The organism is Nesterenkonia lacusekhoensis, from assembly GCF_017876395.1.
Taxonomy (GTDB): Bacteria; Actinomycetota; Actinomycetes; order Actinomycetales; family Micrococcaceae; genus Nesterenkonia; species Nesterenkonia lacusekhoensis.
In genome coordinates this window covers 1-20,068 of the sequence record NZ_JAGINX010000001.1, presented here as the reverse complement: position 1 = coordinate 20,068, position 20,068 = coordinate 1, and the positions used below count along the sequence as shown (strand labels likewise).

Here is a 20,068-nt window from a genome sequence, read left to right as displayed (position 1 = left end):
GTCGATCGGTGGTGCCTGATGAGTTCAGGCCAGAAGTTGTGGTGGATCTGAATGGACTCGAACCATCGACCTCACGCGTGTGAAGCGTGCGCTCTAACCAACTGAGCTACAGATCCTCGGTGCACCACTGCGCATCGCGCCTGAGTGCCATAGAAGATTAGCACCTCGAGGGGCCGGAGATGAAATTCCCAGCCCCTCGAGGCGCTGATCGGCTGAAAGCCTTCAGCGGATGGCCTCCTCCAGCGGAGTCTCGCCGTCGAAGAAGTTCACCGTCTGCTTCACCGCGACACGCTCACTGAGCACATGGGCGATGACTTCGGCCACGTTCTCCCGGGAGGTGTGGGTGACCCCCTCGCCGCCTTCCTCCTTAGCCACGGCGGCGCCGTCGGCGTCGAGGATCTGCAGCTTCCGGGAGGCGGGATCCAGGGTCAGACGGCCGGGCCCGAGGATGGTGTAGTCCAGCTCGGTGCCGCGCAGGTAGTTGTCGGCGTGGTGCTTGGCCGCCGCATAGGGATAGAAGGAGTTCTCCGGTTCCAGCGTGTGGATGTCGGTCTCCGCGCGGGCGTAGGAGACCATCACATAGCGGCTGACTCCGGCCTGGGCCGCGGCATCCATGGTGCGCATGGCCGCGTCCTGGTCCACTGCCTTGGTGCGGGCGGGGCTGCCTCCGCCGGCGCCGGCGGAGAAGACCACAGCCTCGGCTCCGGCGAAGGCCTCGGCGAGGGTCTCGACGTCGGCCTGCTCCACGTCCAGCACCACCGGGTTCACACCGACGGCGGAGACATCCTCGGCATGCTCAGGGTTGCGGATCACCGAGTCCACCGAATAGCCGGCCTGGGTGAGCTTCGGGGCGGCGAGCAGGGCGATCTTGCCGTGCCCGCCGATGATGACCACTCGCTTGTCAGACATGGGAACCTCTCTTCGTCGTCGTATCCACCCGGGACAACACAGCCCCCTGAGCAGAAATTTCAGAGATTTCGCAAAATAGGGCTTGCGTATTAATTATGGCGCCCGTAAGGTAGTACTCACTTGGGTGCGACAGGGGCCCGCCTGGTGCGGGCGGGCCCCGCTTCCAAGAAGAGGTCCGCAGGGGCTTCTGAGCCAGACTTCCTCTCCACCAGAACTGAACACTCAGAAGGGCTCGGCGGGATGATCAGTGCATCCCACCGGGCCCTTCGCCGTGGTGTTCTGTTGTGGCGCTCGGACCGGCCGGCCCGACCTGTCGGCCGCTGAGCCGGGTCAGCGGCCGACGCCGATCAGGAGGGCTCCTTCTCCGGAGCCTCCTCGATCACGACCTCCTCGGCATCCTCATCGCCGTCCTCAGCCTGGGTGGCCCGCAGCGTGGCGCCCAGGATCAGCGTGCCGATGCTCAGCACAGCCGCTGTGCGGAACGCGGTGCGGAAGCCCTCGAGCTCGGCCTCGGCCGCCGTCGCACCCTGGGAGACGGCTATGGCGGCGCCGATGCCCATCACGGCCACCAGTGCGGCGGTGCCGATGGCGGCGGCCAGCTGCTGCAGCGTGTTCAGCGCGGCCGAGCCGTGGGAGTACAGCGGCTGCGGCAGCGGGTTCATCGCCGTGGTGAAGCCCGGGGTGAACAGCAGCGCCAGTCCGGAGGAGAGCACCACGTGTAGGGCCAGGACCATCGCGATCGGCGTATCTGGGGCCAGCATGCTCATCGCCAGCAGGGACAGGATCAGGATGCTCGCACCGGGGATGACCAGAGGCTTGGGCCCCACCTTGTCGTAGAGCCGGCCCACCGGCGGGGCCATCAGCGCCATGAGCACACCGCCGGGCAGCATGAGCAGACCGGTCTCCAGCGTGCCCAGACCGCGGGCCTGCTGCAGGAACATCGGCAGGATGATGAGCGCGCCGAACAGGGCGATCATCATCAGCAGCATCATCGCCAGGGCCCGGGTGTACATCGTGTATTTGAAGGGCTTGAGGTTCAACAGAGCGGACTCGGACTTCTGCAGACGGATCTGCAGCAGCACGAAGCCGGCCAGGCACAGCAGGCCCACGCCGAGGACGATCAGCGCCACCGGGTCCACGCCGCCCTCGGCGCCGGCGTCGAGGTCCTCGGTGCCGTGGCCACCGCCGATCTGGCTGATGCCGTAGACCAGGCCGCCGAAGCCGGGGACGGCCAGCAGCAGCGAGGGGATGTTGAGCGGCTTGCCCACAGTGCCCGGCGTCGGGTCCAGACGCGGGCGGCCCAGCAGCAGGGCGATCACGGCGATCGGCAGGATGGTCAGGAACATCCAGCGCCAGTCGGCCAGGTACAGGATGAGCCCGGAGAGCGCCGGGCCGGTGGCCGGGGCCACGGAGATGACGATGGCGATGTTGCCCATGACCACGCCGCGGCGGCGCAGCGGGACCAGGGTCAGCACCGTGGTCATCATCAGCGGCAGCATGATGGCGGTGCCGGCGGCCTGGACCACACGGCCTGCCACCAGGAACTCGAATCCGGGGGCCGCCGCACACAGAGCGGTGCCGGCGATGAACAGGGACATCGCGGCGCTGAACACCCCGCGCAGGCTGAAGCGCTGGATGATGAAGCCGGTGGTCGGGATGACCACGGCCAAGGTCAGCATGAACGCAGTGGTCAGCCACTGGATGGTGGTCTCGGTGACCTGGAACTCCTCCTGCAGAGGAGTCAGCGCGACGTTCATGATGGTTTCGTTGAGGATCATCACGAACGCTGCGACCAGCAGCGCGCCGATCGTGAGCTTATGGGCCCGCGGCATCCTCTCCTCGGTGAGGGCCGGCGGGGCGTCGGTGGTGGTGTCAGACAATCTGGAGCCTCCATCAGCCCTGACGCTCAGCACAGTCCACAGGCTGAGGATCAGGGGGCATTACGTCCTGCGGGACGGGAATCCTCCGTCGATGGAGCCGGCCGGGGTGGACGCCACCGGGCAGGCCGACCGGTGCGAGACTCAGGAGGACGAACCACAGATGCACATGCGAACGCCCGGAAGTGCTCTGGCATTCCGGGCGTTCATGAAACAGAGCCCCCTGCCGGGTTCGAACCGACGACCTGCTGATTACAAATCAGCTGCTCTACCAGCTGAGCTAAGGAGGCGTGGGCCGCAGCGGCCTGCGGAGCTGACCGTCTAGCTGACGGGGCAGCTGGCAGAAGACTGCGGCGCCGACTGAAGAGTCTATCACTCAGACTGAGCGGGGTCCTCCTCCTGAGCACCCTCCTCGGAGGCGTCCTCCGAACCGTCCTCCTGCGAGGCATCGTCCCCGGCGTCGCCGCCGTTCTCCTCGATCGCGGAGTTCACCGCCTCAGCGAAGGCGCCCTCCTGCCAGCCTTCGATCTGCTCACCGTCCACGAAGATGGTGGGCGTGCCCTGAATCTCCTGGGCCTGCGCCTGAGCGGTGGTGTAGCCGGTGAAGGCATAGTACTCGTTGTCGTCCATGCACTGGGAGATGTCCGCGCCCAGACCGTCGGCGGCGCTGACCAGCTCATCCACCGACTGGTCCGGGTTCACCGTGGCCTGCCCGAGGAAGTCGTAGAAGTGTTCCGGGGACTCCTCGGCCACGCAGGCGATCGCACCGTTGGCGCGCTGGGCGTACTGGCCCACAAAGTTCACCGAGCGATACTCCACGGTGATCTGGCCGGCGTCGAGCCATTCACCGATCTGCTCGTGGTTCTCCGCCTCGAACTGCTGACAGGACGGGCAGGAGGGATCGGTGTAGATGACCACATGGGGGACCTCGCCCTCCTCGGTCTCCACACCGCCGGGCACCGCACCGTCGCTGCCGGGGACGTCGTCGCTGGAGACCTCACCCAGATCATCGCCGTCGGCCAGCTCCGTGGTGGAGGTCAGCGTGATGCCGCCCTCCTCGTTGGCCACCGAGGGGGCCGCGCCGGTGGTGTACTGACCGCCGCCGTCGCCTCCGCCGCGGTTGACCACATAGAAGGTCAGTCCGACGACGACGGCGACTGCCACAGCCACCACGCCGAGCCGGAGCAGCAGCGAGCGCATGCGTTCCTTGCGCTCCTGCTCCTGCTGCATCTTCCGCGCCTGCTCACGGGCGCTGCCGTTCTGCGAAGTCCGAGCCATGGAAATCTCCGATATGCACTAGATGAAGAGCTGGAAAAGCCTCATCCAGGGTAGCTCCTCCGCATGGAGCACGCGCATCTGCACCCGGACGAAGGCTGAACGGTCCAGGTAGGCTTACAGCAGCGACCGGCGTCGTCGCCGTCGTCTTCCCCGCTGTTCAGGACGAAAGGGTGCATGGCATTGGCTGAAGGCATGACGAAGAAAGACGGGTACGACTTCGTGGTGGTGGCCAATCGGCTGGCCGTCAACCGAGTCACCCAGGAGGACGGAAGCATCGGGTGGCAGCGCTCTCCCGGCGGCCTGGTCACCGCACTGGCGCCGCTGATGGCCTCCTCCGACGGGGCCTGGGTCGGGTGGCACGGCGCTCCGGACGAGGTCCTCGACGCCTTCGACCACGAGGATATGCACCTGGTGCCGGTGCCGCTGAGCGCCCAAGAGCTCGAAGACTATTACGAAGGCTTCTCCAACGGCACGCTCTGGCCGCTCTACCACGACGTGATTGCCCGACCGGAGTTCCACCGGCACTGGTTCGAGGCCTACCGGAGGGTCAACCGACGGTTCGCAGAGAACGCCGCATCCGTGGCCGCCGAAGGCGCCGTGGTCTGGGTCCAGGACTATCAGCTCCAGCTGGTCCCGGCGATGCTGCGGGAGCTGCGCCCGGATGTGAAGATCGGCTTCTTCAACCACATCCCCTTCCCTCCCCCGGGACTGTTCTCCCAGCTGCCCTGGCGCCACTCGGTGCTGCGGGGCCTGCTCGGCGCAGATCTGATCGGCTTCCAGCGCAGCTCCGATGCCACCAACTTCCAGCGCGCAGTGCGCAACCGGTTGGGCTACTACGTGGAGGAGGACCGCATCCACGTACCCACCGAGTCCAAGGCTCATGACGAGGGTTCCCCGCTGGCCGGCTTCGACGCCGACGCCGACCGCGGCACCGCGGCCCGCCAGGAGGCCGCCCCGGACATCGGCAGCGCGCGGGTGGTGGAGGCCAGATCCTTCCCCATCTCCATCGACACTGAGACCATCACCGAGCTGGCCCAGCGTGAGGACATCATCGCCCGGGCCGCGCAGATCCGTGAGGAGCTCGGCAGCCCGGAGACGGTGCTGCTGGGTGTGGACCGGCTGGACTACACCAAGGGCATCCGGCACCGGATGAAGGCCTACGAGGAGCTGCTCCAGGACAAGCGGCTCACCGTGGGCGAGGCCTGCCTGGTCCAGGTGGCCAGCCCCTCCCGCGAGGGCGTGGAGTCCTATCAGCTGCTCAGGGAGGAGATCGAGCAGACGGTGGGACGGGTCAACGGTGAGTTCGACACGATGGGCCACACCGCCATCCGCTATCTGCACCACTCCTACCCGATCGAAGAGATGGTGGCGCTGTACCTGGCGGCCGACGTCATGCTGGTGACCGCGCTGCGGGACGGCATGAACCTGGTGGCCAAGGAGTATGTGGCGGCCCGGCAGGGCGACGACGGCGTGCTGGTGCTCTCCGAGTTCACTGGCGCCGCAGATGAGCTGCGCCAGGCCCTGCTGATCAACCCCCATGACATCGACGAGCTCAAGGCCGCGATCGTCAAGGCGGTCAAGATGGACAGCGAGGACGCCCGGACCCGTATGGAGGTCCTGCGCCGTCAGGTGGTCTCGCACAACGTCAAGCGCTGGGCCCGCGACTTCTTGGACCGTCTGGAGGAGCTGTGAGCACAGAGCCCTCTGCAGATCCCCAGCTCAGCGCCGCCCTGGAGCGGCTGGCCTCCTATGAGACCGTGCTGGTCGCACTGGACTTCGACGGCTGTGTCGCTGAGCTGGTGTCCGAGGCCGACGCCGCCCGCCCCGTGCCGGCCAATGCTGCGGCCATCGAGCAGTTGGCCCAAGCCCGGGGGGTGACGCTGGCCTATGTCTCCGGCCGCCCCCTGGAGACGCTGCGTCGGCTGGCCTCCCCGCCCGAGGGCACGCTGCTGATCGGCTCTCATGGCGCCGAGCGCTATCTGGGCCCCGACTCCCCCGGTCTGGTCCTCAGCGCCCAGGAGGAGATCGCCCGGACTGCGATCATCGAGGCTCTGGAGCAGGTCGCCACCACCGCCGAAGGCGCCTGGGTGGAGCATAAGCCCGCAGGAGCCGCCCTCCACGTCCGCCGTGTGGAGGACCCCGAAGTCGCCCAGAAGGTCCTGGAGGAGGCCCGGACGGCGCTGGCCATGGTGGACGGCGCCCATGTGAAGGAGGGCAAGGCGGTGGTCGAGTCGGTGGTGGTGCTCTCCACCAAGGGCGAGGCGCTGACCGATCTGCGGTCCCACGTGCGCCCTGGGGCAGTGCTCTTCGCCGGCGACGACGTCACCGATGAACATGGCTTCGCCGTGTTGGAGGGCGACGACGTCGGCATCAAGGTCGGCTCAGGCAGCACCGCCGCCGGGCACCGCATCGGTGCTCCGGCAGATCTGGCCGATGTGCTCGAGACTCTCCGGCGCTTCCGCAGCTGAGCAGGCCTGAGCAGGCCTGAGCAGGGCTGGGTTGAGCAGGGCTGGGCTGGACAGGTTTCGACAGCCCCTGACGGAATGCCGCGGGTTTTCCGCATCGCCGCGCGTCATATCTCGCGGCAGCGCGGAGAGCTCGCGGCATTCTGTGTCCGGGCCCCTCCTCCGGACCTCCGGGCTTCTCTTCCGGCCCGGGCCCTCTAGGAGGGCAGCCCGCCGCGTCCCTGGTGGTGCTCGAACACCATGTTGGTCTCGGTCAGCGCCACCGAAGGATTGCTGGAGAGGTTGTCCAGGACGAATTGACGGACGTGGTCGGCGTCGCGCACCTGCACATGGATCAGGAAGTCCTCCGTCCCGCCCAGCACGAACAGCTGTGAGACCTCAGGCAGCGCGCGCAGCTCCTCGGTGATCTGCCCCATCATGTGCCGGGCACCCGGACGGATGCGTACGTTGACCAGGGCTTGGAAGGTGTAGCCCAGAGCCCGCGGGCTGACGGTCGTGGTGAATCCGGTGATGACCCCGCTCTGCCGCAGTCGGCGGATCCGCGCCAGACAGGCGCTCGGCGAGAGGCCGACGGCTCGGGCGAGATCCGAGTTGGCCGTGCGCGCGTTCTCGCTGAGACGCCGCAGCAGCTCCATGTCGACCTCGTCCAAAGCCGCAGAAGAATCGTTGGCATGATGCGGCATAGTAAACCCCTGTCAGAACGTCGGCGGCAGAACGTGCCTCATCGCAGAATTCTATGCGGCAGATCTCGACCAGTACGAAAGAGTGAGGGATATTGAAGGTGACCTGCTGCTGATCGTTCGGAGGCACGAATGCGCGTCGGAATCCCCGCTGAAGTGAAGAACCACGAGTACCGGGTCTCGCTGACCCCTGCCGGGGCGGCCGCGCTCACGACCGCGGGGCACTCGGTGCTCGTCCAGACCGGGGCGGGGGCGGCGTCGGGATTCCAGGACGCTGACTACGCGCAGGTGGGCGCGGAGATCGTCTCCTCGGCCGCGGAGGCCTGGGGTGCCGAGATGGTGCTCAAAGTCAAGGAACCGGTGCCGGAGGAGTACGGCTTCCTGCGCGAGGACCTGGTGCTCTTCACCTACCTGCACCTGGCCGCGGACCGCGGGCTCACCGAGGCGCTGATGCAGGCGGGGACCACGTCGATCGCCTATGAGACCGTCCAGCTGGCCGACGGCTCACTGCCCCTGCTGACGCCGATGAGCGAGGTGGCCGGCCGCCTCTCCGTACTGGAGGGAGCCTCCCATCTGCGCGCCCACGCCGGCGGGGCCGGAGTGCTGCTGCCGGGGGTCCCCGGCACCCGCAACGGTCAGGTGCTGGTGATCGGCGGCGGTGTCGCCGGCGTCAACGCCGCCCGGGTAGCCCAGGGCCTGGGCGCCGACGTGACAGTCATGGACATCTCGCTGCCCCGGCTGCGACAGGTGGATGAGGCCTTCCGCGGCAGCATCCGCACTCTGGCCTCCACCCCCTATGAGATCGCCCAGCAGGTGGCGCAGTCGGATCTGGTGGTCGGGGCCGTGCTGGTGCCCGGGGCGGCTGCGCCCAAAGTGGTCACCGATGAGATGGTGGCCGCGGCCCGGCCCGGAACTGTGTTCGTGGACATCGCCGTGGATCAGGGCGGCTGCTTCGAGGGATCCCGGCCGACCACCCACCACGAGCCCACCTTCTCAGTCCACGATGCGCTCTTCTATTGCGTGGCGAATATGCCCGGCGCCGTGCCCGCCACCTCCACGCCGGCGCTGACCAACGCCACACTCCCCTATGTGCTCAAGCTCGCCGACGCCGGCTGGGAGGCCGCACTGGACGCCGACGCCGCCCTGGCGGACGGGCTGAGCACCTCGGCAGGCCAGCTGCATCACCCCTCCGTGGCCCAGGCACACGGACTGCCGCTGACCGAGCTCAGCCGCGGCTGAACTTCCGCCCGATCTCTGCGGCGATGCGCTTCATCAGCGGCACCGCATGCCGGACGAAGGCGTCGTCGACCCGTGCAGTGGGCCCGGAGACCGACAGCGCCATCCGAGTGGGCCCCTGAGGCACCGGAACGGCCAGGCAGCGCACGCCGAGCTCCTGCTCCTCGTCGTCGAGGGCATAGCCCTGCTGCGCGATGACCGGCAGCTGCTCCAGCAGCGACTCCGGCCGGGTCAGCGTCTTGGCCGTGCGTGCCGGCATCCCCGTGGAGGCCACGACCTCCCGGACCCGGGACGGATCCATCGTGCAGAGCATGGCCTTGCCCACCGCGGTGGAATGCATGGGGGCCCGACGGCCGACTTCGGTGAACATGCGCATGGACTGGGGCGAAGGCACCTGGGCGATGTAGACGACCATCTCTGACTCCATCGCGGCCATGTTCACGCTCTCTCCGAGCTCTCCCACCAGGGACTGCATCTGCGGGACGGCCAGACCGCCCATCTGCCGCGTGGCGGCCTCGCCCAGCGGGACCAGGTTGGCACCCAGGGCATAGCTGCGGTCTGGCAGCTGATGCACCAGGCCTCGGCTGATGAGAGTGTGCAGGATACGGTGGACCGTCGGCCCTGCCAGTCCGGTCTCCGCCTTGAGCTGGCCCGCGCTGCCGCTGCCGCCGAGCGCCACCAGGGCGTTGAGCAGGTCGAAGGCGCGCTCCACCACTTGGACCCGCTGAGGCTCCGAGCGCTTGGTGGAACTGGGCTCCTCCCCCGCCGGAGCTGGCCGGCCTGTCGTCACAGACGACTCTGAGTCCGCGATGTGGAATTCATCTTCCATAATCCGAATCGTAGGCCAAGGATGGAACAGTCACCAGAACCGATGACCTGCGAAGGAGCAGTCAGCATGACCATCACCGTGAAGGAGCCCTACGAGGTTCCCGGCTCCGAGTCGATCCTCACCGAGGACGCCCTGGCATTCATCGAGGAGCTGCACGCCGAGTTCGGCGGCACCCGCAACGAGCTCCTGGAGGCCCGCAAGACCGCTCAGGCCGAGGCCGCGAAGACCGGCACTCTGGAGTTCCCGCCGGAGACCGCCGAGGTCCGGGCGGGCGATTGGACCGTGGCTGAGCAGCCGGAGTCGCTGAAGGACCGCCGCGTGGAGGTCACCGGCCCCGCCGCCCCGGCCAAGATGGCGATCAACGCGCTGAACTCCGGCGCCAAGGTGTGGCTGGCCTGCATCGAGGATGCCCTGTCCCCGAACTGGTTCAACCTGATCGACGCCCAGAAGAACCTCTACGGCGCGGCCCGCAGGAACCTCTCCTTCACCTCCGCGGAGGGCAAGGAGTACACGCTGCGCGATGACGTCACCCTGCCGACTGTGGTCATGCGCCCGCGCGGCTGGCACCTGCCGGAGAAGCACATCGAGATCGACGGCAAGCCTGCCATCGGCGGCCTGGTGGACTTCGGCCTGCACTTCTTCCACAACGCAAAGGTGCTGGCCGAGAGCGGCGAGGGCCCGTTCTACTACCTGGCCAAGCTGGAGCACTACCGCGAGGCCCGGCTGTGGAACGACATCTTCACCTTCGCCGAGAAGAAGCTGGGGATCCCCCACGGTACCGTCCGCGCCACCGTCCTGATCGAAACCCTGCCCGCGGCCTTCCAGATGGACGAGATCCTCTACGAGCTGCGCGATCACGCCTCCGGGCTCAACGCCGGCCGCTGGGACTACCTGTTCTCCCTGATCAAGTACTTCCGCAGCTCCGGCGATCAGTGGGTTCTGCCCGACCGCGCCCAGGTGGGCATGACCCAGCCCTTCATGCGGGCCTACACCGAGCTGCTGGTCAAGACCTGCCACAAGCGCAACGCCTTCGCCATGGGCGGCATGGCGGCCTTCATCCCCAACCGCCGCGAGCCGGAGGTCACCGCCAAGGCCATCGAGAAGGTCCGCGACGATAAGTCCCGCGAGGCCAACGACGGCTACGACGGCTCCTGGGTGGCCCACCCCGACCTGGTGGAGCTCTGCGCCGAGGAGTTCACCAAGGTGCTGGGCGACAGGCCCAACCAGATCGACCGCAGGCGCGACGACGTGGAGGTCGGCCCCGCCGACCTGCTGAACACGGAGGCCGCGGAGGGCGACGTCACCGAGGCAGGAGTGCGGGGCAACCTCTACGTGGCGATCTACTACACCGCGGTCTGGCTCTCCGGGAACGGGGCGGTGGCCATCCACAACCTGATGGAGGACGCGGCCACTGCGGAGATCTCCCGCTCTCAGGTGTGGCAGCAGATCCACAACGGCACCGTGGCCTCGGACACCGGCCGGACGATCACACGCGAGCTGGTGGAGAGCCTGTTGGATGAGGAGCTCGAGCGCCTTCGCGAGGAGATCTCCGACGCCGACACCTTCAGTGCATACTTCGAGCCCGCCGCCGACGTGGTCCGGAAGCTGGTCCTGCACGAGGAGTACCTGGACTTCCTCACTCTGCCGGCCTACGAGTACATGGACTGAGCTGAGGACATCCAGCGATCGGTCGGCTCAGGCAGCCTGAGCGAGCAGGGAGCGCAGACCGTAGGCATAGAGATCTGCGCTCTCTGCCGCCGGGGCGGCGCTCAGGGCTGTACCGGCTGCGTTCTGGGCTGACTGGGGGTGACCGGGCGACGTGGCAGGCTGGACGGCGTTCTGCGACCCGCTGAGCAGCGAGATGTTCTGCTCGGCAGCGACGGCGCCCAAGGCGAAGCGCATGAGGACAGCGCTGTGCCGCCTGGCCGCGTCGGCGCCGAGCCCTGCGGCCTGCAGCGATTCCTCCAGGGCGGGCACCGGCGGGATGCGCTGGTCCAGCCCGTAGGCGATCAGCAGCAGGTCTCCCCCGTCGCGCAGCGGCAGAACGGTGTCCCGGAACTGCAGCATCAGCTCTACGGGATCAGCATCGGGCTTCTGCAGCGGGGCCAGAAGCTGGTGCGCCACTCGCCTGAGCAGCTCCTGCTTATGGGGCACGTGGTAATAGAGGGCGCCTGGGCGCACACTGAGCTCGGAGGCCAGACGACGCATGGTCACATCATGGAGCCCGTACTCGGTGAGCAGACCCACGGCGGTCTCGACGATCCGCTCAGAACTCAGAGACATGGCCGTTTCCCCGCAGACCTGTCACAGCCCCTGATCACGGAACCGCTGTACGTCGGCCTCGCCGAGCGACTCCTCCAGCAGCCAGCGGTTGGCGCGCAGCGCCTGCAGATCCTGGCGGACCACACGGTCCCTCGTCTTGGCCACAGCTTCGGCCAACAGGCTGACCTGGGCCTTGAACTCTGCGGCATGATCGGGTTTGGCCGCGTCGGGCAGCTGCAGGAAGATCTCCAGCGTGTGCGGAAGGTGGTACTCCACCGTCCGGCGCACGCCCTCCTGATGTTCGGGCACCCGGTCCAACGAGGACCAGCGCTCCACGATCTCCTCCAGGCCGACCACCATCATCCGCAGCTGGCCCTGAGTCGACGGCGGAAGCTGCTGAGATCTTCCCCGGATAGTCTGTTCCAGGGCCTGGAGCTGCTTCTGCAGGTCCTGCTGCTCGGAGCGGACCTCAGTGGCCCGACGCTGAACGGACAGTTCCCGACCGTGCATGAGCCCGTAGGTACCGGCACCCCCGGCCGCGCCCACCGCGACGCCGGCCGCGATGGCCCACGGGTTGGGCAGCAGGAGCAGGGTCAGGCCGAGGCAGAGGATCACGAACGCCGCTCCGGAGACGAGGAGCTTCAGGTAGTGCTGTTGAGGGCGTTCGTTCATGCCCATAAGACTATCGCCGAAACCTCAGTGAGAGCATGACAGCCGGGGCCACCCTCGTTTTGCCTCAGCGCCGGGGATGTCGCTAGTATTGAGTTCTGCGATTCGTAGCCCTTGGGCCATATCGCAGGCCACGGGGTGTGGCGCAGTTTGGTAGCGCGCCTCGTTCGGGACGAGGAGGTCGTAGGTTCAAATCCTGTCACCCCGACCGTGAACCTGATCCATCAGGGATGAAGCCCGGCACCAGTTATTCTGGTGCCGGGCTTCTCTGTTCTGTGGGCCTTCCGGCCTGTGGACTCTCCTGATCTGTGAGCACCCGCCGCCCCGCCCGCGGCAGGGGCGAGAGATCAGTCGTGCCCGAGGGAGTGAGAGTCCCCTCGCCGCCAGTTCACCACGGCCGCGACCAATACGACTGATGCCGCAAGCGCCGGAGCGAGCAGCGCCGGCCCGGTGCCCAGGCGCTCACCGATCTGGCCGACCAGTGCCGACGCAGCGGACTGTCCGACGACGATTCCGGTGGTCGCGACCGTCATGGCCGTCGCGGCACGACCCCGAGGACTGCGTGCTGAGACCAGGCTGAACACAGTCACCAAGGTGGGGCCGAGTCCGATGCCGAGAAGGGCCAGCGCAGCGATCATGCCGACCAAGCCGGTGACGAACGGCAGAACGACGGCGCCGGCGACCATGAGCGCCGCGAAGATCAGCCAGCGCGCCCACAGGGAGAAGCGCTCTGGGAAGAGCCCCGCCGCCAGCGCGAAGACCGCCGAGCCGATCCCCATCACGCCGTAGGCCAGACCGGCGCTCTCTGCGTGACCGGCGTCGGTCATGAAGGAGGTCAGGGAGGTCAGCACCGCGCCGAAGAGCAGGCCGATGCCCAGTGCACCGACCAGAACGGTCACCAGGGAGCCGCGGAAGAGCTCTCGCACAGGGGCCGCGGAATCGCGGTCGCTCGCGGAGGGTGCGACTTCACGGACGCTGCCGTGCAGAGCGAAGGCGGTCACGAACACCACGGTGAGCAGGGCCGCCGCGACCACCGGGGCTGCCGGACTCACCAGAGCGGCCAACAGCCCGACGATGACAGGCCCGAAGACGAAGGTCATCTCGTCAGCAGCGGACTCGTAGGCCATCGTGCGGCTCAGCGTGCGGTTGCGACGAGCCTCCGGCAGCCGGCGCAGGATGATGCTCACCAGCCGGGTGCGCGACATCGGAGGGATCTGCGGAGTGCACGCTCCGATCAGCAGGGCCGAGACCAGCACGGCCCAGTCGGGCAGCGGCGAGTAGGCCACCCAGGCCATGGCCAACAGTGTGACCGTGCTGGCCAGGCCGACCACGAGCACCACAAGACGTTGTCCCCAACGGTCCGCAGCGGCACCCACCAGTGGCGCGCAGAGGGCGGTGCCCAACCCCACCATTGCCGAGGTCAGACCACCGAGTCCCAATGACCCGCGGGCGGAGACCACCAGGGTGAGCACCCCGACCACCATCATGGCGTAGGGGATGCGCGCCACCAGGGCGATCGGGAAATAGGTAAACCCCGCGGCGCGGACCAGAGTGGGGTCCTCTGACGATGAGATCACCGGGGCCCCGCCTGTGGGAGCCTCTGTGGGGACACCGTCTCCGCGGTCAGAGCCGAAAGCAGTCATCGTCTCGCGCACCTCCTGCAGCGCGCACATGGATAAGTGCCGCCTTGACGGGCTCCTCCACGGGCCAGTCAGGTAGATACACAGGGTGATTCATATCAGGGCCGGCCGAGCATTCCGCCCGGGCCGACAGAGCAGTCTACAGGACCGCCCTCAGCAGCGGAGCCTCCGGGACGACTCTGCTGATCGTCAGCGGCTCCCCCGATCAGACCTGCTGACTGCCGGGGTGAAGCGCTGTTAACGCAGTCGACGCCCGGCCAAGAGCTCCATTGCTCTCGATCCGGGCGTCGACTCTAATGTGTGTTCGGCGGCGACCTACTCTCCCACACTCTTACGGGTGCAGTACCATCGGCGCTGTAGGGCTTAGCTTCCGGGTTCGGAATGGGATCCGGGCGTTTCCCCTACGCTATGACCGCCGTAACCCTCTCAACCACAACACCCCACCAAACCGGGGCGCTGGGTAAACCTAACGGGTCACAACAAACGGTGACACTATTCAACTATCCCTGAACCCACCAACACACAACAGTGCCGGGGTTTGTTGACAGGGGACCGCCTAGTGGACGCAAGCACACAACTCTTCTAACAACACCCCACAAACAAGGGGATGATGATGGTGTAAGTGATCGGCTTATTAGTACCAGTCAGCTTCACGTGTTACCACGCTTCCACATCTGGCCTATCAACCCAGTGGTCTAGCTGGGAGCCTTCACACCTCAAAGGGTGACGGAGATCTCATCTTGAAGCCGGCTTCCCGCTTAGATGCTTTCAGCGGTTATCCATCCCGAACGTAGCTAATCAGCGGTGCACTTGGCAGTACAACTGACACACCAGAGGTTCGTCCGTCCCGGTCCTCTCGTACTAAGGACAGACCTTCTCAAATCTCCTACGCGCGCAGCGGATAGGGACCGAACTGTCTCACGACGTTCTAAACCCAGCTCGCGTGCCTCTTTAATGGGCGAACAGCCCAACCCTTGGGACCAACTCCAGCCCCAGGATGAGACGAGCCGACATCGAGGTGCCAAACCATCCCGTCGATATGAACTCTTGGGGAGGATCAGCCTGTTATCCCCGAGGTACCTTTTATCCGTTGAGCGACGGCCCTTCCACACGGTGCCGCCGGATCACTAGTCCCAACTTTCGTTCCTGCTCGACATGCCTGTCTCACAGTCAAGCTCCCTTGTGCACTTACACTCAACACCTGATTGCCAACCAGGCTGAGGGAACCTTTGGGCGCCTCCGTTACTCTTTGGGAGGCAACCGCCCCAGTTAAACTACCCACCAGGCACTGTCCCTGGACCCGATCAGGGCCCGAAGTTAGATGCCTAACAACACCAGAGTGGTATTTCAACAACGACTCCACGATCACTGGCGTGACCGCTTCAACGTCTCCCACCTATCCTACACAAGTGATGTCAAACACCAATACCAAGCTATAGTAAAGGTCTCGGGGTCTTTCCGTCCTGCTGCGCGTAACGAGCATCTTTACTCGTATTGCAATTTCGCCGAGTTCACGGTTGAGACAGCGGGGGTCTCGTTACTCCATTCGTGCAGGTCGGAACTTACCCGACAAGGAATTTCGCTACCTTAGGATGGTTATAGTTACCACCGCCGTTTACTGGGGCTTAAATTCAGAGCTTCACCCCCGAAAGGGTTAACTCCTCCTCGTAACCTTCCAGCACCGGGCAGGAGTCAGTCCGTATACATCGTCTTACGACTTCGCACGGACCTGTGTTTTTAGTAAACAGTCGGACCCCCCTGGTCTCTGCGGCCACCACACGCCCGTCACAGCGAATGCGCGTCACGTGGATGGCCCCCCTTCTCCCGAAGTTACGGGGGCATTTTGCCGAGTTCCTTAACCGTGATTCTCCCGAACGCCTTGGTATTCTCTACCTGACTACCTGTGTTGGTTTAGGGTACGGGCGGCTTGAACCTCGCGTCGATGCTTTTCTCGGCAGCATAGGACCACCGGATCCCTCACTATGTGAGGGCCCATCAAATCTCAGCCTCACGACTCCCGGATTTGCCTAAGAGTCAGCCTACATTTTTAGACCCGGACAACCATCGCCGGGCCCGGCTACCTTCCTGCGTCACACCTGTTAATACGCTCGCTAGACCGCTTCAGGTCCCACGCTACGCCCACCACACACCCCGAAGGGTGCTCAGGTGGGTTTCGGGTGGTTAGTATCAGCGGGTTCGCGTGGGCGGTTCTTCGCCGGTACGGGAATATCAACCCGTTATCCATCGACTACGCCTGTCGGCCTCGCCTTAGGTCCCGACTAACCCAGGGCAGATTAGCTTGACCCTGGAACCCTTAGTCATTCGGCGGACACGTTTCTCACGTGTCTTTCGCTACTCATGCCTGCATTCTCACTCCCATAGGTTCCACCACTAGCTTCCGCTGCGGCTTCACCACCTATGGGACGCTCCCCTACCCATCCAACAAACGTTGAATGCCACGGTTTCGGCGGTGTGCTTGAGCCCCGCTACATTGTCGGCGCGGAATCACTTGACCAGTGAGCTATTACGCACTCTTTCAAGGATGGCTGCTTCTAAGCCAACCTCCTGGTTGTCTAAGCAACTCCACATCCTTTCCCACTTAGCACACGCTTAGGGGCCTTAACCGGTGGTCTGGGCTGTTTCCCTCTCGACCATGAAGCTTATCCCCCACAGTCTCACTGCTGAGCTCTCACATCACTGGCATTCGGAGTTTAGCTGACGTCAGTAACCTTGTAGGGCCCATCGGCCATCCAGTAGCTCTACCTCCAGGATGAAACACTCAACGCTGCACCTAAATGCATTTCGGGGAGAACCAGCTATCACAGAGTTTGATTGGCCTTTCACCCCTACCCACAGCTCATCCCCCCAGTTTTCAACCTAGGTGGGTTCGGTCCTCCACGCGCTCTTACACGCGCTTCAACCTGGCCATGGGTAGATCACTCCGCTTCGGGTCTAGACCCAGCGACTCAAAACGCCCTATTCAGACTCGCTTTCGCTACGGCTGCCCCACACGGGTTAACCTCGCCACTGAGCACTAACTCGCAGGCTCATTCTTCAAAAGGCACGCCATCACACACCCGCAGGCATGCTTTGACGGATTGTAGGCACATGGTTTCAGGTACTATTTCACTCCCCTCCCGGGGTGCTTTTCACCATTCCCTCACGGTACTGATTCACTATCGGTCAGCAGGGAGTATTCAGGCTTACCAGGTGGTCCTGGCAGATTCACACACGATTCCTCGAGCCGCGTGCTACTCGAGAACACCAGATCGGCCGGCGGAACGCATTCCAACTACGGGACTCACACCCTCTACGGTCAAGGACTCAACCTTGTTCGTCTATACGCCCGCACCTCAACCGCCAAGACTGGTAGATCTTGGACACTGGGTCTCACAACCCCAACCACGCAACCCCTACCAGGTATCACACGTGATTGGTTTAGCCCCATCCGCTTTCGCTCGCCACTACTCACAGAATCACTTACTTGTTTTCTCTTCCTACCGGTACTGAGATGTTTCACTTCCCGGCGTTCCCTCCAACACGCCTATACATTCAGCGTGTGGTCACACACCACAACAGCATGCGGGGTTTCCCCATTCGGAAATCCTGGCCTCAACGCTCGGTTATCAGCTCCACCAGGCTTATCGCAGATTCCCACGTCCTTCATCGGCTCCTGCTACCAAGGCATCCACCATGCGCCCTTTAACACTTACACGTTCACAAAATTGCTAAAGAACAAAAGATGCTCGCGTCCACTATGCAGTTCCCAAACAACAACCCCCACCCCCATCACCACCACCCACAAACGGGAACAGCAGCTACCTGAAGCAGAGGGTCCAGTCACACGGGCTTATTACCCGAGGACCCAACAGCGCACCAAACACCACACCACAACACCCACCAGAAGCGTTCCAACCACAACCACCCGTAAACGAGCAGCACACGGCGTACTAACCACCAGCAGGTGCCAAGCATGATGAACCCCAACAAAAAGGGGTTATTCGTTGATATTCCACCCATGAGCAAACCACCAGCCACACATTCGGCAGCTCAAGTGGCGCACCCGACTCGGGTGCAGCTCCTTAGAAAGGAGGTGATCCAGCCGCACCTTCCGGTACGGCTACCTTGTTACGACTTAGTCCCAATCGCTCGTCCCACCTTCGACGGCTCCCCCCACAAGGGTTGGGCCACCGGCTTCGGGTGTTACCAACTTTCGTGACTTGACGGGCGGTGTGTACAAGGCCCGGGAACGTATTCACCGCAGCATTGCTGATCTGCGATTACTAGCGACTCCAACTTCACGAAGTCGAGTTGCAGACTTCGATCCGAACTGAGACCGGCTTTTAGGGATTAGCTCCACTTCACAGTATCGCAACCCACTGTACCGGCCATTGTAGCATGCGTGAAGCCCAAGACATAAGGGGCATGATGATTTGACGTCATCCCCACCTTCCTCCGAGTTGACCCCGGCAGTCTCCCATGAGTCCCCACCATTACGTGCTGGCAACATAGGACAAGGGTTGCGCTCGTTGCGGGACTTAACCCAACATCTCACGACACGAGCTGACGACAACCATGCACCACCTGTACACCAGCCCCGAAGGGAAACCCTATCTCTAGGGCGGTCCGGTGTATGTCAAGCCTTGGTAAGGTTCTTCGCGTTGCATCGAATTAATCCGCATGCTCCGCCGCTTGTGCGGGCCCCCGTCAATTCCTTTGAGTTTTAGCCTTGCGGCCGTACTCCCCAGGCGGGGCACTTAATGCGTTAGCTACGGCGCGGAAAACGTGGAATGTCCCCCACACCTAGTGCCCAACGTTTACGGCATGGACTACCAGGGTATCTAATCCTGTTCGCTCCCCATGCTTTCGCTCCTCAGCGTCAGTAACAGCCCAGAGACCTGCCTTCGCCATCGGTGTTCCTCCTGATATCTGCGCATTTCACCGCTACACCAGGAATTCCAGTCTCCCCTACTGCACTCTAGTCTGCCCGTACCCACTGCACACCCGGGGTTAAGCCCCGGGCTTTCACAGCAGACGCGACAAACCGCCTACGAGCTCTTTACGCCCAATAATTCCGGATAACGCTCGCGCCCTACGTATTACCGCGGCTGCTGGCACGTAGTTAGCCGGCGCTTCTTCTGCAGGTACCGTCACAAAAAGCTTCTTCCCTGCTGAAAGTGGTTTACAACCCGAAGGCCGTCATCCCACACGCGGCGTCGCTGCATCAGGCTTTCGCCCATTGTGCAATATTCCCCACTGCTGCCTCCCGTAGGAGTCTGGGCCGTGTCTCAGTCCCAGTGTGGCCGGTCACCCTCTCAGGCCGGCTACCCGTCATCGCCACAGTGAGCCATTACCTCACCGTCTAGCTGATAGGCCGCGAGTCCATCCAAAACCGCTAAAGCTTTCCACCAGCACACCATGCGGTGACTGGTCGTATCCGGTATTAGACCCAGTTTCCCAGGCTTATCCCAGAGTCAAGGGCAGGTTACTCACGTGATACTCACCCGTTCGCCACTAATCCACCCGGTGCAAGCACCAGGCTTCATCGTTCGACTTGCATGTGTTAAGCACGCCGCCAGCGTTCATCCTGAGCCAGGATCAAACTCTCCATTAAAAAACAGAGAAAAACCCGACCAGACACCAGTCATCCAAGCCCTGCCGGAAAAACAGGACCCTCACGAACAACCAGTACACAAGCCGGATCGTTGATCAATGGCTATACACAATCCACACCACGGGGGTGGTAGGATCATGTCAACCAAACAATAAATAATTTGGTATCAACAAACTTGGCACGCTATTGAGTTCTCAAGCAACAAGCACACTCGGCACCACCAGAAACAAGCTCTCGTTTCCGGATCGCTCCGAAGCAACTTTACTATCTTACCTTGTGTCTCTCACGCTGTCAACTCCGTGGCCCCGGAGGGCGTCAGCAGCGTTTTCGGCGCGATCAACAACTCTAGTCCATCCTGACCAGCTCGTCAAATCAGCGTTTCCGCAGTGATTCATCCGAACCAGCCGGCTGCATAACCTTACCAGAGAAACCAGAACAATCAAATCCCGGTTCATCCCGTCATGCAGGACCAGATATATATCTTATAAGAAAGAACAAACGCAGCAAAACTGCTGCTGAATCGTACCAGGAAAGCTGATCAGTCCGCATTTCGCTTTTCCGACCGGCCTGGCCTCTCAGCCATGCGCCCTGGGCACGGATGAATACTTT

The 20,068-nt window shown here is 63.9% G+C and carries 12 protein-coding genes, 3 tRNA genes and 3 rRNA genes; 5 read left to right on the top strand and 13 right to left on the bottom strand.

Going from position 1 to position 20,068, the window contains the following annotated elements:
- Positions 1 to 39: 39 nt before the first annotated feature.
- From JOF45_RS00090 to JOF45_RS00070, 5 genes are all read right to left on the bottom strand, one after another.
- Positions 40 to 116, bottom strand: a tRNA-Val gene (locus tag JOF45_RS00090).
- 106 nt (positions 117 to 222) lie between these two features.
- Positions 223 to 909: an SDR family oxidoreductase gene (locus tag JOF45_RS00085; RefSeq protein ID WP_210047231.1), complete on the bottom strand. Its 687-nt coding sequence runs from the start codon at positions 907 to 909 to the stop codon at positions 223 to 225.
- Between the two features lie 347 nt (positions 910 to 1,256).
- Positions 1,257 to 2,789, bottom strand: coding sequence for an MDR family MFS transporter (locus JOF45_RS00080; protein WP_245324086.1), 1,533 nt, complete (start codon positions 2,787 to 2,789; stop codon positions 1,257 to 1,259).
- A gap of 214 nt (positions 2,790 to 3,003) precedes the next feature.
- A tRNA-Thr gene (locus JOF45_RS00075) sits at positions 3,004 to 3,076 on the bottom strand.
- An 82-nt stretch (positions 3,077 to 3,158) separates the two neighbouring features.
- The gene (locus JOF45_RS00070; protein WP_210047230.1) at positions 3,159 to 4,064 is read right to left on the bottom strand and encodes a DsbA family protein; all 906 of its coding nucleotides are present in this window, start codon (positions 4,062 to 4,064) and stop codon (positions 3,159 to 3,161) included.
- 192 nt (positions 4,065 to 4,256) lie between these two features.
- Between JOF45_RS00070 and JOF45_RS00065 the strand changes: the two genes are divergently transcribed.
- Both JOF45_RS00065 and otsB read left to right on the top strand, forming a co-directional pair.
- Positions 4,257 to 5,756 carry an alpha,alpha-trehalose-phosphate synthase (UDP-forming) gene (locus JOF45_RS00065; RefSeq protein WP_245324085.1) on the top strand — a complete coding sequence of 500 codons (1,500 nt, stop codon included), beginning with the start codon at positions 4,257 to 4,259 and terminating at the stop codon, positions 5,754 to 5,756.
- Positions 5,753 to 6,532, top strand: a complete 780-nt coding sequence (gene otsB / locus JOF45_RS00060) for a trehalose-phosphatase (RefSeq protein WP_210047228.1) — start codon at positions 5,753 to 5,755, stop codon at positions 6,530 to 6,532. Before JOF45_RS00065 ends, otsB begins: the two co-directional genes overlap by 4 nt.
- Positions 6,533 to 6,726: 194 nt before the next feature.
- Here the strand turns inward: otsB and JOF45_RS00055 are convergent, their stop codons facing one another.
- Positions 6,727 to 7,212, bottom strand: a complete 486-nt coding sequence (locus JOF45_RS00055; RefSeq protein ID WP_210047227.1) for an Lrp/AsnC family transcriptional regulator — start codon at positions 7,210 to 7,212, stop codon at positions 6,727 to 6,729.
- Positions 7,213 to 7,341: 129 nt separating this feature from the next.
- Here JOF45_RS00055 and ald point away from each other — a divergent pair, with 129 nt between their 5' ends.
- Positions 7,342 to 8,448 carry an alanine dehydrogenase gene (ald, locus tag JOF45_RS00050; RefSeq protein ID WP_210047226.1) on the top strand — a complete coding sequence of 369 codons (1,107 nt, stop codon included), beginning with the start codon at positions 7,342 to 7,344 and terminating at the stop codon, positions 8,446 to 8,448.
- On the opposite strand, the gene JOF45_RS00045 is transcribed toward ald, so the two are convergent.
- Positions 8,435 to 9,274: an IclR family transcriptional regulator gene (locus tag JOF45_RS00045; RefSeq protein WP_210047225.1), complete on the bottom strand. Its 840-nt coding sequence runs from the start codon at positions 9,272 to 9,274 to the stop codon at positions 8,435 to 8,437. The genes ald and JOF45_RS00045 overlap by 14 nt on opposite strands.
- A 66-nt stretch (positions 9,275 to 9,340) precedes the next feature.
- Here JOF45_RS00045 and aceB point away from each other — a divergent pair, with 66 nt between their 5' ends.
- Complete coding sequence (gene aceB / locus JOF45_RS00040; RefSeq protein ID WP_210047224.1) at positions 9,341 to 10,942, top strand: malate synthase A; 1,602 nt, start codon at positions 9,341 to 9,343, stop codon at positions 10,940 to 10,942.
- Positions 10,943 to 10,969: 27 nt separating this feature from the next.
- Here aceB and JOF45_RS00035 read toward each other — a convergent pair whose 3' ends face one another.
- Positions 10,970 to 11,557, bottom strand: a complete 588-nt coding sequence (locus tag JOF45_RS00035; RefSeq protein ID WP_210047223.1) for a TetR/AcrR family transcriptional regulator — start codon at positions 11,555 to 11,557, stop codon at positions 10,970 to 10,972.
- 21 nt (positions 11,558 to 11,578) lie between these two features.
- Positions 11,579 to 12,208: a hypothetical protein gene (locus tag JOF45_RS00030; protein ID WP_210047222.1), complete on the bottom strand. Its 630-nt coding sequence runs from the start codon at positions 12,206 to 12,208 to the stop codon at positions 11,579 to 11,581.
- A 131-nt stretch (positions 12,209 to 12,339) separates the two neighbouring features.
- Between JOF45_RS00030 and JOF45_RS00025 the strand changes: the two genes are divergently transcribed.
- Positions 12,340 to 12,413 (top strand) — tRNA-Pro (locus JOF45_RS00025).
- 139 nt (positions 12,414 to 12,552) lie between these two features.
- Here the strand turns inward: JOF45_RS00025 and JOF45_RS00020 are convergent.
- From JOF45_RS00020 to JOF45_RS00005, 4 genes are all read right to left on the bottom strand, one after another.
- Positions 12,553 to 13,782: an MFS transporter gene (locus JOF45_RS00020; RefSeq protein ID WP_342591346.1), complete on the bottom strand. Its 1,230-nt coding sequence runs from the start codon at positions 13,780 to 13,782 to the stop codon at positions 12,553 to 12,555.
- Between the two features lie 365 nt (positions 13,783 to 14,147).
- Positions 14,148 to 14,265: ribosomal RNA gene (gene rrf, locus JOF45_RS00015) — 5S ribosomal RNA — on the bottom strand.
- A gap of 194 nt (positions 14,266 to 14,459) precedes the next feature.
- Positions 14,460 to 17,560: ribosomal RNA gene (locus tag JOF45_RS00010) — 23S ribosomal RNA — on the bottom strand.
- Between the two features lie 371 nt (positions 17,561 to 17,931).
- Positions 17,932 to 19,459: ribosomal RNA gene (locus JOF45_RS00005) — 16S ribosomal RNA — on the bottom strand.
- The 16S, 23S and 5S rRNA genes sit together here, the layout of an rRNA operon.
- Positions 19,460 to 20,068 lie beyond the last annotated feature (609 nt).